Raw genomic sequence first — 15,269 nt, 5'->3', positions numbered from 1 at the left:
AACCTCTTCTACAGCAGCTCCGCTGCCTCGTTCACCGGCCTTGACGAACAGCCCCCGCCCTTAACTGAACGGCGTTGGCTCTAGCGCTCGACGAGCCGGTCGAACTGCGTGGTGGTGTGGCGCAGATGGGCCACCAGTTCGTCGCCGACCTTCGGCTCCTGGGAGTCGGACGGCACGAACAGGATCGACACCTGCATGTGCGGCGGCTCGGCGAACCAGCGCTGCTTGCCGGCCCAGACGAACGGCGAAAGGTTCCGGTTCACGGTCGCCAGACCGGCGCGGGCCACGCCCTTGGCGCGCGGCATCACGCCGTGCATCGCCTTGGGGGCCTCCAGGCCCACTCCGTGCGAGGTGCCGCCGGCGACGACCACCAGCCAGCCGTCGGAGGCGGCCTTCTGCTGGCGGTAGCCGAAGCGGTCGCCCTTGGCGACGCGGGTGACGTCCAGGACGGAGCCGCGGTACTCGGTGGCCTCGTGGTCGCCCAGCCAGAGCCGGGTGCCGATGCGGGCGCGGAACCGGGTCTGCGGGAACTGCTGCTGGAGCCGGGCCTGCTCCTGGGCCCGCAGATGGCTGACGAACATGGTGTTCAGCGGGAGCCGGGCGGCCCGCAGCCGGTCCATCCAGCCGATGACCTCCTCGACCGCGTCGGTGCCGTCCGTGCGGTCCAGGGGCAGGTGGAGGGCGAAACCTTCCAGCCGTACGTCCTCGATGGCCGCGTGCAGCCGTCCCAGGTCATCCTCGCCGATGCCGTGGCGCTTCATCGAGCTCATGCACTCGATGACCACCCGGGCGCCCACGAGGGCGTGCACGCCGTCCACGGACGACACGGACCGGATCACCCGGTCGGGCAGCGGCACCGGCTCCTCGCCCCGCCGGAACGGGGTGAGGACGAGCAGGTCGCCACCGAACCAGTCCTTGATCTTCGCGGCCTCGTACGTGGTGCCCACGGCCAGCATGTCCGAGCCGAACCGGGAGGCCTCGTCGGCCAGCCGCTCGTGACCGAAGCCGTAGCCGTTGCCCTTGCAGACCGGGATCAGACCGGGGAACTGGTCGATCACGGACTTCTGGTGCGCCCGCCAGCGCGCGGTGTCGACGTAGAGGGAGAGCGCCATGGCCGGCCCGGAACCTTTCTGGTGGCTGCGGTGAAGCAAAGGTATGTACGAGATTTACGAGACTACGTACGAGATTACGGGCGCGACGCCCGGGCCGTCAGCGACGCGACATGTAGATGTCGAGCGCCTTGTGCAGGAGCTTGTTGAGCGGGAAGTCCCACTCGCCGACGTACTCCACGGCCTCGCCGCCCGTGCCGACCTTGAACTGGATGAGGCCGAAGAGGTGGTCGGTCTCGTCGAGCGAGTCGGAGATGCCGCGGAGGTCGTAGACGGTCGCGCCCATGGCGTAGGCGTCCCGCAGCATCCGCCACTGCATCGCGTTCGAGGGCCGGACCTCGCGGCCGATGTTGTCCGAGGCTCCGTAGGAGTACCAGACGTGCCCGCCGACGACGAGCATCGTGGCCGCGGAGAGGTTCACCCCGTCGTGGCGCGCGAAGTACAGCCGCATGCGGTTGGGGTCCTCGTTGTTGAGGACGGTCCACATCCGCTGGAAGTACGAGAGCGGGCGCGGGCGGAAGTGGTCGCGGACGGCCGTGATCTCGTACAGCCGCTGCCACTCGGCGAGGTCCTCGTAGCCGCCCTGGACGACCTCGACACCGGCCTTGTCGGCCTTCTTGATGTTGCGGCGCCACAGCTGGTTGAAGCCCTTGAGGACGTCGTCGAGCGAGCGGTTGGCCAGCGGCACCTGGAAGACGTAGCGGGGCTGGACGTCACCGAAGCCGGCGCCGCCGTCGTCACCCTGCTGCCAGCCCATCTTCCGCAGCCGGTCGGCGACTTCGAAGGCACGCGGCTCGATCGTCGTGGCCTCGACGTCCTTCAGGCGCTTCACGTCCGGGTCCTGGATCCCGGACTTGATGGCCGCCGAGTCCCAGCGCCGGATGACGACCGGCGGGCCCATCTTCACGGAGAAGGCGCCCTGCTGCTTCAGATGCGCGAGCATCGGCTGCAGCCAGTCGTCGAGGTTGGGGGCGTACCAGTTGATGACCGGGCCCTCGGGGAGATAGGCCAGGTAGCGCTTGATCTTGGGCAGCTGGCGGTAGAGCACCAGGCCCGCGCCGACGAGTTCGCCGGACTTGTCGAACCAACCCAGGTTCTCCGAGCGCCACTCGGTCTTCACATCAGCCCACGCCGGGACCTGGCAGTGGCTCGCCGCGGGCTGGCTCTGGATGAATGCCAGATGCTGCTCACGGCTGATGGTCCTCAGGGTCAGGCTCATGCGGGGCGCTCCTCGGCAGGTGTGTCCCCATCGGTCAGGGGCTCCGGCTCTCGCGCCGAAGCCTACTGTGACCGGGGAGCGCCCCGATGGGACGTGTGTCCCCAGGGGCCGGCGAGCGGCCCCGGAGGCCTCAGGCGAGGCCGCCGTGGAACATGCCGAGGTAGAAGCCCACCGCCGAGGCGCCCAGCCCGACGATCAGCGCGAAGCGCTCCCTGGTCGTCACGGAGATGAACTGTCCGAACGCGCCCACGATGATCCCGAGCAGTCCGGCCCAGGAACTCAGCACGTGCAGGTGGTGGAACATCGCTGTGGTGAAGGCCAGCACACCGAGCACGAGCGTCACGGCGACCAGGGTGTCCTGGAGGACGTGAGGCTTGCCGTCGGTGGCGAGGAGAGAGTGTCCGGGGTCGGGTTGCATTGCCTGTGCCATGGGGCACCTCCTGGAGTGCCTGCCGGAAGGCGGCGCATCGTAGCGCCGCCGACATCCGTTGTGTACAGATTGCGTCCCCCCACCACCGGATTTCAACCGGAAGCCGGTGTGCGGGTAGTCTGTACGGTCTGCACCGGTGTCTGCCCAGGTCCACTCGGACCCCGACGCCCTCCTCGCTCGCCGAGGGGGATTGTCAGTGGTGGCGGATACCGTTGTTTACGCATCACGACCCTCCTGCCACGGAACGACCGTGGCCGCTGAGTCCAAAGGAGGTGGGTTCCACATGCGTCACTACGAAGTGATGGTCATCCTCGACCCCGATCTCGAGGAGCGCGCTGTCTCCCCGTTGATCGAGAACTTCCTTTCTGTCGTCCGTGAGGGCAACGGAAAGGTCGAGAAGGTCGACACCTGGGGCCGTCGTCGTCTCGCCTACGAGATCAAGAAGAAGCCCGAGGGCATCTACTCGGTCATCGACCTGCAGGCCGAGCCTGCGGTCGTCAAGGAGCTCGACCGACAGATGAACCTGAACGAGTCGGTCCTCCGGACCAAGGTCCTCCGCCCCGAGACCCACTGAGCTTCTAGCTCAGAGGTCATCGGGTTCGAGTAGCAGTAAGCAGCCAGAAGCAATCCCGCCGAGAGGTTCATCCAATGGCAGGCGAGACCGTCATCACGGTCGTCGGCAATCTTGTCGACGACCCCGAGCTGCGCTTCACCCCGTCCGGTGCGGCGGTCGCGAAGTTCCGTATCGCGTCCACCCCCCGCACCTTCGACCGTCAGACCAATGAGTGGAAGGACGGCGAAAGCCTGTTCCTGACCTGCTCGGTATGGCGTCAGGCGGCGGAGAACGTCGCCGAGTCCCTCACGCGCGGCATGCGTGTCGTCGTGCAGGGTCGTCTGAAGCAGCGGTCCTATGAGGACCGCGAGGGCGTCAAGCGCACGGTCTACGAGCTGGACGTCGAGGAAGTCGGCCCCAGCCTCAAGAACGCCACGGCCAAGGTCACCAAGACCACCGGTCGCGGTGGCCAGGGTGGCTACGGTGGCGGCGGTCAGCAGCAGGGCGGCGGCGGTAGCTGGGGTGGAAACTCCGGCGGTGGCCAGCAGGGTGGTGGCGGTGCTCCCGCCGACGACCCGTGGGCGACCAGCGCGCCGGCCGGCGGCGGCCAGCAGCAGGGCGGCGGAGGCAGCTGGGGTGGAGGAAACTCCAACTCCAGCGGCGGCGGCTACTCGGACGAGCCCCCCTTCTAGGGCATAGCCCTGGAAGGCAGCTCGTACCCAAACTTCTTGATCACACAGGAGAAACACCATGGCGAAGCCGCCTGTGCGCAAGCCTAAGAAGAAGGTCTGCGCGTTCTGCAAGGACAAGACCGTGTACGTGGACTACAAGGACACGAACATGCTGCGGAAGTTCATTTCCGACCGCGGCAAGATTCGCGCCCGCCGCGTCACCGGCAACTGCACGCAGCACCAGCGTGACGTCGCCACGGCCGTGAAGAACAGCCGTGAGATGGCGCTGCTGCCCTACACGTCCACCGCGCGATAAGGGAAGGGTGACCGAAAAATGAAGATCATCCTCACCCACGAGGTCTCTGGCCTCGGTGCCGCCGGCGATGTCGTCGACGTCAAGGACGGTTACGCTCGCAACTACCTGGTCCCGCGTGGTTTCGCGATCCGCTGGACCAAGGGTGGCGAGAAGGACGTGGCGCAGATCCGCCGCGCCCGCAAGATCCACGAGATCGCGACCATCGAGCAGGCCAACGAGATCAAGGCCCAGCTCGAAGGCGTGAAGGTGCGTCTGGCCGTTCGCTCCGGCGACGCCGGCCGCCTCTTCGGCTCCGTGACCCCGGCTGACATCGCCACGGCGATCAAGTCCGCGGGTGGCCCCGACGTCGACAAGCGTCGCGTCGAGCTCGGTTCGCCGATCAAGACCCTGGGCTCGCACCAGGTGTCCGTGCGTCTGCACCCCGAGGTTGCCGCGAAGCTCGGCGTCGAGGTCGTCGCCGCGTAACGCTGCTCTCAGCAGTTGCTCTCAGGAGCAGGAAGGGCCGCACCCCTCGGGGTGCGGCCCTTCCGCCGTTTCACGTGAAACATGGCGTTTCACGTGAAACATTCACCGCGTGGGCATCGGTGGTCACCGCGTGGCGCCGGTGACGATCCAGCGGCCGGAGCGCGATCGCATCCAGAGGGTCAGCAGTCTGACGGTCATCATGAGCGTCATCGCCCACCACAGCGCCGTGAGCCCGCCGCCGAGCGCCGGCACCAGGAGCGCGACCGGGGCGAAGACGGCCAGAGTGAGCAACATGGCCCAGGCCAGGTAGGGGCCGTCGCCCGCGCCCATCAGGACGCCGTCGAGGACGAAGACCACCCCGGCGATCGGCTGGGAGACCGCGACGACGAGCAGCGCCGGGAGCAGGGTGTCCTGGACCGTGGTGTCGCCGGTGAAGAGCGGGATGAAGAGCGGTCGGGCGATGACGAGGAGTGCGCCCAGGACGACTCCGGAGACCACACCCCACTGGACCATGCGGCGGCAGACCTGTCTGGCGCCGTCGGCGTCGTCCGCGCCGAGGTAGCGCCCGATGATGGCCTGGCCGGCGATCGCGATCGCGTCCAGCGCGAAGGCCATCAGGCTCCACAGAGACAGGATGATCTGGTGGGCGGCGACCTCGGCGTCGCCCATGCGGGCGGCGACAGCGGTGGCGATCAGGAGGACCGCGCGCAGGGAGAGCGTACGGACGAGGAGGGGGGCGCCCGCCTGGGCGCTGGCGCGTATGCCTGCCGCGTCGGGCCGTAGGGAGGCACCGTGTCGCCGGGCGCCCCGGACGACCACGACGAGGTACACGGCGGCCATGGCGAACTGGGCGATGACCGTGCCCCAGGCCGAGCCGGCGATGCCCATTCCGGCGCCGTACACCAGGCCGACGTTTAGCAGCGCGTTGGCCGTGAAGCCGCCGATGGCGACGTAGAGCGGTGTACGGGTGTCCTGGAAGCCGCGCAGGACACCTGTGGCGGCCAGGACCACGAGCATGGCGGGGATGCCCAGGATGGAGATTCGGAGGTAGGTGGTGGCGTAGGGGGCTGCTGTGTCGGAGGCTCCGAAGATGTCGACCAGCCAAGGGGTCGTCGGCAGGGTGACGGCCACGACCGCCGCTCCGAGGAGGAGCGCGAGCCAGACGCCGTCCATGCCCTGGCGGATGGCGGCCTTGAGGTCACCGGCGCCCACGCGGCGGGCGACGGCCGCTGTGGTCGCGTAGGCGAGGAAGACGAAGACGCTGACGGCGGTGGTGAGCAGTGCCGCCGCGATGGCGAGACCGGCGAGCTGGGGGGTGCCGAGGTGGCCGACAATGGCGCTGTCGACCATCAGGAAGAGTGGCTCGGCGACGAGCGCGCCGAAGGCCGGGAGCGCGAGCGAGACGATCTCTCGGTCATGCAGCCGGCGGACGGCCTTGGAGGTCGGGGGAGCCTGGGTCATGGATCAAATCTAATCTTCCACAGGTAAGAGATACAATGCCTCTGGGGTCCTTACAAGTCCTCTCTGTGTAGTCGCGGGTGTGCGCCGTTTGTTCTGATCTTGGTCCGGAGGGAAAAGTTTTTCTCCCCCACAGTCGGTGGACGGAAGAAGCGCAGGTCAGGGGGGTGCTGTGGGGTGGGTTATGAGTTTGTCCACATGGCTGTCCCCCGGTCCGTGCACAGGTTCCGGTGAGTTCTCCACAGCATCTGGTCGTTCACCCACAGGCCCTGTGGATAACCAGATTGGCTGACGGTGCCCGCGGGCCTACCGTGGTCCGGCGCCCGACGCGCCAGAAGCGGAGTCAAAGCCTCTTGTTTGTCCGAGCCGTGGCGTAAGAAAGAGTGGCACGGCTAGGTCCGCGGAGCGGACGGGAGGAGGTGGCTTGGTGAGCATTCCCGAGCCCTTGGACGACCCCTGGGCCGACAGCGGACCGAGTGAGCGGCTGCCCGTCGCGCGACCCCGCGGCGAGGGCCGTGGACGTGGTCGGGGCCGTGAGGACCAGCACGACCGCGGCAGCGAGAGCGGCCCGTGGGACAGCGGCCTGTCCGGCTTCGAGCGGGTGCCCCCGCAGGATCTCGACGCGGAGCAGTCCGTCCTCGGCGGCATGCTGCTCTCCAAGGACGCCATCGCGGACGTCGTGGAGATCATCAAGGGACACGACTTCTACAAGCCGGCTCACGAGACGGTCTACGCGGCGATCCTCGACCTGTACGCGAAGGGCGAGCCGGCCGACCCGATCACGGTCGGCGCGGAGCTCACCAAGCGCGGTGAGATCACCCGCGTCGGCGGCGCCTCGTATCTCCACACGCTCGTGCAGTCGGTGCCGACCGCGGCCAACGCGGCGTACTACGCGGAGATCGTCCATGAGCGGGCCGTGCTGCGCCGTCTCGTGGAGGCCGGCACCAAGATCACGCAGATGGGATACGCGGCCGACGGGGACGTCGACGAGATCGTGAACTCGGCCCAGGCCGAGATCTACGCGGTCACGGAGCAGCGCACGACCGAGGACTATCTGCCCCTCGGCGACATCATGGAGGGCGCGCTCGACGAGATCGAGGCGATCGGCTCCCGCAGTGGCGAGATGACCGGTGTGCCGACCGGCTTCACCGACCTCGACCAGCTCACCAACGGGCTGCACCCGGGCCAGATGATCATCATCGCGGCCCGTCCCGCCATGGGTAAGTCGACGCTCGCGCTGGACTTCGCCCGGGCGTGCTCCATCAAGCACAACCTGCCCAGCGTCATCTTCTCCCTCGAAATGGGCCGCAACGAGATCGCGATGCGGCTGCTCTCGGCAGAGGCCCGGGTCGCGCTGCACCACATGCGGTCCGGCACCATGACCGACGAGGACTGGACCCGGCTGGCACGACGGATGCCGGACGTCTCCCAGGCCCCGCTGTACATCGACGACTCCCCGAACCTGTCGATGATGGAGATCCGCGCCAAGTGCCGCCGGCTCAAGCAGCGCGCCGGGCTCAAGCTCGTTGTCATCGACTATCTGCAGCTGATGCAGTCGGGTGGGTCCAAGCGGCAGGAGAGCCGCCAGCAGGAGGTCTCCGACATGTCGCGAAACCTGAAGCTCCTCGCCAAGGAGCTGGAGCTGCCGGTGATCGCGCTCTCCCAGCTGAACCGTGGTCCCGAGCAGCGCACCGACAAGAAGCCGATGGTCTCCGACCTGCGTGAATCCGGCTCGATCGAGCAGGACGCGGACATGGTCATCCTGCTGCACCGGGAGGACGCCTACGAGAAGGAGTCCCCCCGCGCGGGCGAGGCGGACATCATCGTCGGCAAGCACCGAAACGGCCCCACGGCAACGATCACGGTGGCCTTCCAGGGCCACTACTCCCGTTTCGTCGACATGGCACAGACCTGATCGGTCGCGATGTAGGTGTAGGTTCTCTAATCCCGTGTCATTTTCTCAGTCGTGATGTCATCAGGCTGGCCGATCTGACACGGGATTGAGAATCGCTGATCACTGCCGTCACTCGTTCGGGTGACCTTGCTTTGGGCCCGGCGCGGGAGTCCCACTCGAATGCGAACGTAGCGCTCGCGGGGGAGGCTGCCGACGATCCGGGGGTGACTCATGGCGGCAGGGCTGAGCGCGGCATCGATCACCGTGAGCATTCGGGGAGCGAACGGCAGCCTGATCGAGAACCGGGAGTGGGCCGGGACCTCGACCGACCAGCTTGCGGCGGCGGCACCCTGGCGGACCTTCCGCTGGTACAGGGGCCAACGGCACTACTCGGGTACCTACTGGTCCGCCACAATGCGCGATCACGTCATCTACGAGTCGCGCCTCGAACTCGCGCGGCTCCTCTTCGCTGATTTCGATCCGTTCGTACGGCGTGTCGTGGCCCAGCCCTTCCTGCTCAAGGCCGAGGTGGACGGGGCGGTGCGCAAGCACATCCCGGACTATCTCCTGGTCACTGACGAGGGGCCCGTGGTCGTGGATGTGAAGCCACTGCACCGGTTGTCCAAGCCGGAGGTGGCCTTCACTTTCGGCTGGACCCGTGAGGTGGTGGAGGTCCGCGGGTGGAAGTACGAGGTCTGGAGCGAGCCACCCGCGGCACAGGTGGAGAACATCCGCTTCCTGTCGGGTTACCGCAGAGACTGGCTGTTTGATCGTGGGCTCGTCGACGAGCTCCGAGGCGCTGAGCTTGACGGAGTCTCTCTGCGTCGCGCGGTGGCCAGCTTGCCCAGCCGCCCGGAGGAGCAAGTCCGGTCTGCGGTCTATCACTTGCTGTGGACACGCGAGCTCACGGTGGATCTCGACCGGCCGTTCAGCCCTGCGCACGTGCTCAGGAGGACGGCGTGACCAGGGCCGGAGCGCGGGTCGGTGTCGGTACACACTTCCGCTACGACGGGGAGACCGTCGAGGTGGTCGAGGTGGCTGCCACCACGGCCGGCAACGAGGCCGTCCTCAAGGACCGCCACGGCAGGCTCCTGCGTCTGTCCTTGCGGGAACTGCTCTTCTCCGACCGGGCCACCCTTATCCCCGAGGGGCTTGGACCGTCCTCGGACGACGCCGAGGAGATTGCCTCGGTGGTACTGGGGCAGTTGGACGAGGAGGACAGACGGAAGATCCTGGAGCGGGCCGAGCACATTCGGGAACTCCTCACGGGATATCGGTCCGGCAGTACCGAACTTGCGCGTGAAGGCGAACCGCGAGCTCCGTACGCGCCGACGCTGTCGCTGGACGCCCGCTATGCGGCGAAAGCTGCGGAACTCGGAGTCACTGATCGCACTATTCGACGGTGGGTCGCCGACTACCGCCGACACGGTGAGGCCGGCCTGGTGCAGCGGACAAGTCCCCAGGCAAGGCCCTTCGGCAGGGCCGACGACCGATGGGTGGAGACCGCGCTGGAAGTCATGGTCGAGCACACCGGAGAGTCGAAGCCATCACGCAAGATGGTCATAGACCGGACCCAGGCCCGGGTGATCGCGCGGTTCGGTCCTGAAGTCGTACCCCAGCCCAGCCAAGCCACGGCCTACCGGGTGCTCACAGAGCTGGAGCGGCGACACCCGCTGTTCCGGTTGAGTACGAAGCGCAATCGGGATATTGCCGATCGGCCGGAGGGTCCGTACGGCAAGTTGCGGCCGACGCGGCCGGGTGAGTACCTGCTGATGGACTCCACCCGCCTGGACGTCTTCGCGTTCGACCCGCTGACCCTGAAGTGGGTGCAGGCCGAGCTGAGTGTCGGGATGGACTGGTACACCCGCTGCATCACGGGCGTCCGGCTCACGCCGGTCTCGACGAAGGCGGTCGATGTCAGCGCGGTGCTATTCCAGTCGTTTCGGCCGCGGCCGGCGGGGCGGGACTGGCCGCGGCACGCGGTCTGGCCCGAGCACGGCATCCCCCGCACCCTCCTGGTCGACGTCGAAGGCGCCACCGGCCCAGGGCTGGCCTCGCCTCCACTGGTTCCCGAGACGCTGGTCGTCGACCACGGCAAGGTCTACGTCTCGGAGCATCTGACCAGTGTCTGCCGACGGATGGGCATCTCCATCCAGCCGGCCCGGCTGCGGACGGGCCGCGACAAGGGGCCGGTCGAGCGCTACTTCCGAACCCTGCGGGAGGGACTGCTGCAGGTGCTGCCCGGCTACAAGGGGCCCGACATCCACTCGCGAGGCGAGAGCCCGGAGGACGACGCGTTCTTCTTCCTCGACGAGCTTGAGGCGATCATCCGGGAGTGGACCGCGGCGGTCTATCACTGCCGGCCGCACTCCAGCCTGGTCGATCCGGGCCTGCCGGGTCTGCGGATGTCCCCGGCGAAGATGTTCGAGCACGGCATGGCCCGCGCCGGCTACATCGAGGTTCCCCGGGATCGCGATCTCGCCTTCGAGTTCCTCCAGACGAAGTGGCGCACGGTCCAGCACTACGGAGTCGAGATAGGCCGCCGCCGCTACAGCGGCCCCGGCCTGCCCGAGCCGGGCGTCCGCAGCCCCTACGACAGTCCGGTCAAGAACGGCTGGCCCTTCCAGGTGGACCCCGACGACATCACCCGGATCTACTTCCGTGATCCGGCTACTCGGGCCTGGCACACGCTGGTCTGGGAACACGCGCCGTCGGCCGAGATGCCGCTGAGCGAGGACGCGTTGACGTTCGCCCGGCAGCTGGCTGCCTCGAAGTATCGCTTTCCCGACGACCGGCTCGCCGTCGCTGATTTGTTGGAGCGGTGGAATCTCGGGCTGGGCACCACGATCGCCGAGCGGCGCATGGCGCTGCGGCTCTCGCGCGAGCAGGCCGCCATCGAACTTCCGGAGAGTGAGGCGGAAACGGTCGTCTCGCTTCCGTCCGTACGCAAGGCCCTCGGCCAGGACGAGCAGACCGCGGAACGGCGGGAGCCAGATGTGGTGACGGAGACAGGGGATGACGACGAGGCTGATCTGGAGGACCTCGCCGGGGAGGACGACTTCTACGCCGATGCCCTGGAGGACGTGTGAATGACGGCAGCGTTCCGCATCCGGGCAATCTTGCCTTGTCGCGGAAGGAGGACTTCAAGGCGTTCGCCGAGAGCCCTCGCCGTCGCCGGCCCGACCTGCTGACCCGAGAACAGCTGAAGTCCCTGCCCACGCAGGCGCGGGCGGACTACGACCGTCAGCGCCGGCAGTGGCACGCGAACATCGGCCCGGTCAAGACGCCGCAACTGACAGAGCTCCATGAAGACCTTTGGGACATCGTCGACAGCAACGAGCAGGACGGGGACAAGGCCAAGGGGGCGGTGGCCGTCGACGCGTTCCCGGGGCTGGGCAAGACGACCTCGGTGCTGGCTTTCGCTCGGGACTTCCACCAGCGGGAGATCGAGGAGTCGGGAGCGTTTACGAGCCAAGGGCACGAGCGGATCCCGGTCTGCCGGGTCGGGCTGACCGGGAACACCGGGATGAAGGATCTCAACCGGGCCATGCTGGAGTTCTTCGGTCACCCCGGACAGATGCGGGGGACCACCGCCCAGTTCGGACGGCGGGTGCTGGACTGCGTGCTGTCCTGTGATGTCCGCCTGGTGGTTCTGGACGATCTGCACTTTTTGAAATGGGGGCAGAAGAGCGGCATCGAGGTGAGTAACCACCTGAAGTGGATCGCCAACGAGTTCCCGGTGACGTTGCTGATGGTGGGCGTTGAGCTCGCGAGGAAGGGCCTGTTCGGCGAAGGAACGAACGGGCGCGACACCGCTCTGGCCCAGACCGGCCGCCGCACCACCCGCCTCGGACTTCGACCGTTCACCATCGATACGGAGGCCGGGCGCCGGGAGTGGCGGCAGATGCTGCTGGCCCTCGAACAGCGCGTCGTGCTCACCGACAAACACCCCGGCATGCTCGCGGACGACCTGTCGGACTACCTCTTCGCCCGCAGCACCGGACACATCGGCTCGCTGATGACGCTGATCAACCGCAGCTGCCAGCGGGCGGTCCGCACCGGCGCCGAACGTCTTGACCAGGAGCTCATGGACCGGGTGAAGAACGACGAGGCATCCGAGGCTGCCCGCCTCGAACTTCAGGCCGCGCTGGAGAAGAAACGGCTGACCAGCCGCCCGCGGCCCCGGCTGCGACGACCCGCATGAGAACGCCGACCCGCACCCTGCCGATCCGGCTGCCTCCACTGCCCGGCGAGGCCCTGGACTCATGGCTGGAGGCAACGGCCAGACGGATGGACACCGCACTCGGTGATGTCCTGCTGCACCTCGGCTTCCCGGTCCGGCACCGGGCCGGAAACCAGTTCCGGGGCATCCCGACAGACTGGACGATCTTCCTCGACGACCGGTTGGCCGCCGCTGTCGCACACGCCACCGGCACGGTCCCGGAGGCCGTCACCGCGATGACCCTGGCGCACTATGACGGACGAGCGCTGCAGCTGAGTTCCGGAGGCCGGGCTGTGACACGGCATGTCCTTTGGGGACGCGGAAGCGGATCCCGGTTCTGCCCGGACTGCCTCCACTCCAGCGATGGGCGCTGGCAACTGTCCTGGCGGCTTGGCTTCTCCTTCGCCTGCACCCGGCACCGCCGCCTGCTGGCGGACCGCTGCCCGCACTGCGGACGGGTCCCACGGCAGCGGCCTCGTTCCGGCCGGTCCGTTCCCCGGCCTGAACTCTGCGGCAATCCACCGATCCGCCCCGGCGGTCCGATCACGGCGGGTTGCGGCACCGACCTGACCCGTGCTTCGACGCTTCTTCTGCCTCCTGGCCACATGGTTCTCACGGCGCAGGACCGGGTATCCGAGATCATCAGCGGAGCAACGGCAGCCTTCGGCCCCTACCGGACCTCTCCCCAGCCGGCATCAGCGGTGCTGGCCGACATCCGCGCCTTGGGCATCCGCGTCCTGAGCGACCTGCCGGCGGCTGTCCTACGGGAACAGATCCCGGTTGATATCGCAGAAGCACACCTCAGCACCGATCCGGTCTCCCCGCACACCGGACAGGCGACGGAACGTCCGGGGTTCATGGCCCCATTCCGAGCTGCGGACACAGCCGTCGCGGTCACCATGGCCCTGAGCATCCTGGATCAACCAGGAATCCACCCTGCCGGCGAGGCCCTGCGGGACCTGCTGGAAGCAGTACGCGAGGAACTCGCGCGGATCTCCGCGACCAGCATCGACAGCTGGGGGCGGGGCATCAGCCCGGTGCTGCAGTCCGTGCACCTGGCCGCCCTCGCCTCTTCCCTCCGCCCCAGCGAATACGTCCGCTACCGCATCACGGCCGAGACTCCCCGCCGACCGACCAGGACCACGCAAGACATCGAGCAGCGAGCCAGGAAGATCCCCACGATGTTCTGGTCGTACTGGATGATCCGGCTCGCACCACCTGAAGGAATTCATGCGCGGGCTCTGGCCCCCGTTCTCGCCGCCCTGCTGCTGATTCCCGACAGCCGCACATCCCTGGACCAGGCAGCCGGGCTGGTTGGCGACGCCATCGACGGCACCGAGGTCTCACGCCTCCTTCAGGAACTCGACGACCTTCCGCAATGGCCGGACACCGCCACTGCCCTGGACCGGCTCGTCGAGTACCTCGATGCCAACAGCACCCCCATCGACTACGGCCGGCGCCGACTCCTCGACTACACCGGCCTGCTTCCCCATGACCGCTGGCTGGAGATCTGCCGCCGCACCGGAACACCCCCGGGAACCGGACGGCGCGAACGCATCGCACGCAGCCAGCTCTTCCAACGTCTCAGCGGCCTGCCCGCCGAGTCTCTCCCCGACGACCTGGGTGGGCTCGACAGCGCAGAGTTCCGGGCGACGTCCTTGCGGTTCACAGCGCTTCAGACCCCCGAACTCGCACACGCCCTCCAGCAGGAAGCTCTCAACTTCCTGGCCTCACACCACATCCACGACGAACCCTTGACCTGGCAGCCTCCCACCACCTTGCTGGCAGGGCTCTCACTTCCCGGCCCCGACCCGGCGCGCGTCGACCTACCCCACCTGCACCAACTCGTCCGAGAACGCCAGCACCCCGTTCAGCACGCCGCCCAGGTCCTGGGCACGACCGTCGAGGCCATCCGGCATGCTCTCGACGAACACCCAGCCCCCGCACCCACGCTGACAAAGAACGCTGCCAGAGCCACTGGCCGCATCCGGCAGCAAGCCCGGCAAGCCATTCCGGCAGAGCGCTTCACCCGGCTCTACCTCGACGAACACCGGTCCCTCCAGCAGATCGCCACCTTCACCGGCTTCTCCCGCAGAGTGCTGACCGACCTCGCGAAGGAGTACGGCATCCCGCTCCGCGAGGGGCCACAGGACTACAGGCGCCGCGGCACCATCGAACGGGACTGGCTCATCGATCAGTACGTCCACCGCCGACGGACCCTGCCGGACCTCGCCCGAGAAGCCGGCATGAGCACTGCGAACATGGCTCGCTGGGCCCACACCCACAAGATTCCTCTCCGGCCACGCGGCGGAGCCAGCCACCAGACCGCTCTCCGCACCGCCGACGAAGCCGAGGCTCTCCCCGCCATCCTCCGCAAAGCGTTGACCAGCCCATACGCACGGCAACGAGTCTCGCGGTTCCTGGCAGCCCAGTCCTATCCCACCCTCACCGAAGCAGCCCAAGACCTCGGCATCCATCCGTCGGCCCTGGTGATCCAGATCAACCGCCTCGAACGGGACCTCGGAAAAGCACTGCTTGAACGCGCGGAACGCGGCCGGGCCATGAAACTGACGCCCTTCGGCGAGAAGGTCATCGCGGCCATCCGCACAATGCCGGGCCAGTGCACGGGTCAGTCCTCATCTTGAATGTCATCGGCCCTGAACTGTGAGCCCATGTTGTTCCACATGAAGCTGTCCTGCCAGTCCGCCTTGCCGGCCGCCCAGCCGAGCATGGCGGTCAGGACCTTCGCCTGGGAGACGGTCCGGGTCTGATAGTGCTCGGCCGCTACGCCGTCCCTGAATTCGAGTTGGTACGTGTTGTCGTCACGCAGCAGCACCTGGACATACCAGCTGCCCTCCAGGTCCTCCTCCGCGCGCTCCAGGACCAGATGCGCGTTACCGCGCTGGAGGTTAGCCAGCATCCTGCCTATCGC

The 15,269-nt window shown here is 67.6% G+C and carries 14 protein-coding genes; 9 read left to right on the top strand and 5 right to left on the bottom strand.

The features are described 5' to 3' along the window. Positions 1-80: 80 nt before the first annotated feature. The 3 genes from Q5762_RS27615 to Q5762_RS27605 form a co-directional block, all read right to left on the bottom strand. The gene (locus Q5762_RS27615; protein WP_315894951.1) at positions 81-1,112 is read right to left on the bottom strand and encodes an alanine racemase; all 1,032 of its coding nucleotides are present in this window, start codon (positions 1,110-1,112) and stop codon (positions 81-83) included. A gap of 97 nt (positions 1,113-1,209) precedes the next feature. After that, a complete protein-coding gene (locus Q5762_RS27610) occupies positions 1,210-2,328 on the bottom strand; it encodes a peptidoglycan bridge formation glycyltransferase FemA/FemB family protein (RefSeq protein ID WP_315894950.1) in 1,119 nt (372 codons plus the stop codon). A gap of 130 nt (positions 2,329-2,458) precedes the next feature. Then, complete coding sequence (locus tag Q5762_RS27605; protein ID WP_315894949.1) at positions 2,459-2,758, bottom strand: hypothetical protein; 300 nt, start codon at positions 2,756-2,758, stop codon at positions 2,459-2,461. 283 nt (positions 2,759-3,041) lie between these two features. On the opposite strand from Q5762_RS27605, the gene rpsF reads away from it, so the two are divergent. The 4 genes from rpsF (at position 3,042) to rplI (ending at position 4,763) form a co-directional block, all read left to right on the top strand. Further along, a complete protein-coding gene (rpsF, locus tag Q5762_RS27600; protein WP_004950685.1) occupies positions 3,042-3,332 on the top strand; it encodes a 30S ribosomal protein S6 in 291 nt (96 codons plus the stop codon). Between the two features lie 74 nt (positions 3,333-3,406). Further along, the gene (locus Q5762_RS27595) at positions 3,407-4,003 is read left to right on the top strand and encodes a single-stranded DNA-binding protein (RefSeq protein WP_315894948.1); all 597 of its coding nucleotides are present in this window, start codon (positions 3,407-3,409) and stop codon (positions 4,001-4,003) included. A 58-nt stretch (positions 4,004-4,061) separates the two neighbouring features. Next, positions 4,062-4,298, top strand: a complete 237-nt coding sequence (rpsR, locus tag Q5762_RS27590) for a 30S ribosomal protein S18 (RefSeq protein ID WP_003956534.1) — start codon at positions 4,062-4,064, stop codon at positions 4,296-4,298. Positions 4,299-4,316: 18 nt separating this feature from the next. Then, positions 4,317-4,763 carry a 50S ribosomal protein L9 gene (gene rplI / locus Q5762_RS27585; protein ID WP_315894947.1) on the top strand — a complete coding sequence of 149 codons (447 nt, stop codon included), beginning with the start codon at positions 4,317-4,319 and terminating at the stop codon, positions 4,761-4,763. A gap of 123 nt (positions 4,764-4,886) precedes the next feature. Here rplI and Q5762_RS27580 read toward each other — a convergent pair whose 3' ends face one another. Further along, positions 4,887-6,224 (bottom strand): MATE family efflux transporter, encoded by a 1,338-nt coding sequence (locus Q5762_RS27580; RefSeq protein WP_315894946.1) that lies wholly within the window; start codon positions 6,222-6,224, stop codon positions 4,887-4,889. Between the two features lie 424 nt (positions 6,225-6,648). Here Q5762_RS27580 and dnaB point away from each other — a divergent pair, with 424 nt between their 5' ends. The 5 genes from dnaB (at position 6,649) to Q5762_RS27555 (ending at position 14,982) form a co-directional block, all read left to right on the top strand. Further along, positions 6,649-8,136, top strand: a complete 1,488-nt coding sequence (gene dnaB / locus Q5762_RS27575) for a replicative DNA helicase (RefSeq protein WP_315894945.1) — start codon at positions 6,649-6,651, stop codon at positions 8,134-8,136. 210 nt (positions 8,137-8,346) lie between these two features. Further along, positions 8,347-9,078, top strand: a complete 732-nt coding sequence (locus Q5762_RS27570; RefSeq protein WP_315894944.1) for a TnsA-like heteromeric transposase endonuclease subunit — start codon at positions 8,347-8,349, stop codon at positions 9,076-9,078. Further along, on the top strand, positions 9,075-11,204 hold the full coding sequence (locus tag Q5762_RS27565) for a helix-turn-helix domain-containing protein (RefSeq protein ID WP_315894943.1): 2,130 nt from the start codon (positions 9,075-9,077) through the stop codon (positions 11,202-11,204). Before Q5762_RS27570 ends, Q5762_RS27565 begins: the two co-directional genes overlap by 4 nt. Next, positions 11,201-12,319, top strand: coding sequence for an AAA family ATPase (locus Q5762_RS27560; protein ID WP_315894942.1), 1,119 nt, complete (start codon positions 11,201-11,203; stop codon positions 12,317-12,319). The genes Q5762_RS27565 and Q5762_RS27560 overlap by 4 nt, the downstream gene beginning before the upstream one ends. Beyond that, on the top strand, positions 12,316-14,982 hold the full coding sequence (locus Q5762_RS27555) for a TniQ family protein (RefSeq protein WP_315894941.1): 2,667 nt from the start codon (positions 12,316-12,318) through the stop codon (positions 14,980-14,982). The genes Q5762_RS27560 and Q5762_RS27555 overlap by 4 nt, the downstream gene beginning before the upstream one ends. Here Q5762_RS27555 and Q5762_RS27550 read toward each other — a convergent pair. Further along, the gene (locus Q5762_RS27550) at positions 14,967-15,257 is read right to left on the bottom strand and encodes a hypothetical protein (protein WP_315894940.1); all 291 of its coding nucleotides are present in this window, start codon (positions 15,255-15,257) and stop codon (positions 14,967-14,969) included. The genes Q5762_RS27555 and Q5762_RS27550 overlap by 16 nt on opposite strands. Between the last annotated feature and the right edge of the window lie 12 nt (positions 15,258-15,269).

Origin of the sequence: Streptomyces sp. P9(2023), from assembly GCF_032436795.1 — a bacterium.
GTDB lineage: Bacteria > Actinomycetota > Actinomycetes > Streptomycetales > Streptomycetaceae > Streptomyces.
The sequence above is the reverse complement of the archived record's forward strand: the minus strand, read 5'-3'. Positions and strand labels throughout refer to the sequence as shown.

Excerpts from the sequence above, each read along its gene's own strand:
- Q5762_RS27550 (WP_315894940.1), bottom strand. The coding sequence starts at position 15,257 with ATGCTGGCTAACCTCCAGCGCGGTAACGCGCATCTGGTCCTGGAGCGC.
- rpsF (WP_004950685.1), top strand. The coding sequence starts at position 3,042 with ATGCGTCACTACGAAGTGATGGTCATCCTCGACCCCGATCTCGAGGAG.
- Q5762_RS27595 (WP_315894948.1), top strand. The coding sequence starts at position 3,407 with ATGGCAGGCGAGACCGTCATCACGGTCGTCGGCAATCTTGTCGACGAC.
- Q5762_RS27615 (WP_315894951.1), bottom strand. The coding sequence starts at position 1,112 with ATGGCGCTCTCCCTCTACGTCGACACCGCGCGCTGGCGGGCGCACCAG.
- Q5762_RS27555 (WP_315894941.1), top strand. The coding sequence starts at position 12,316 with ATGAGAACGCCGACCCGCACCCTGCCGATCCGGCTGCCTCCACTGCCC.
- rplI (WP_315894947.1), top strand. The coding sequence starts at position 4,317 with ATGAAGATCATCCTCACCCACGAGGTCTCTGGCCTCGGTGCCGCCGGC.
- rpsR (WP_003956534.1), top strand. The coding sequence starts at position 4,062 with ATGGCGAAGCCGCCTGTGCGCAAGCCTAAGAAGAAGGTCTGCGCGTTC.
- Q5762_RS27610 (WP_315894950.1), bottom strand. The coding sequence starts at position 2,328 with ATGAGCCTGACCCTGAGGACCATCAGCCGTGAGCAGCATCTGGCATTC.
- Q5762_RS27605 (WP_315894949.1), bottom strand. The coding sequence starts at position 2,758 with ATGGCACAGGCAATGCAACCCGACCCCGGACACTCTCTCCTCGCCACC.
- Q5762_RS27580 (WP_315894946.1), bottom strand. The coding sequence starts at position 6,224 with ATGACCCAGGCTCCCCCGACCTCCAAGGCCGTCCGCCGGCTGCATGAC.
- Q5762_RS27570 (WP_315894944.1), top strand. The coding sequence starts at position 8,347 with ATGGCGGCAGGGCTGAGCGCGGCATCGATCACCGTGAGCATTCGGGGA.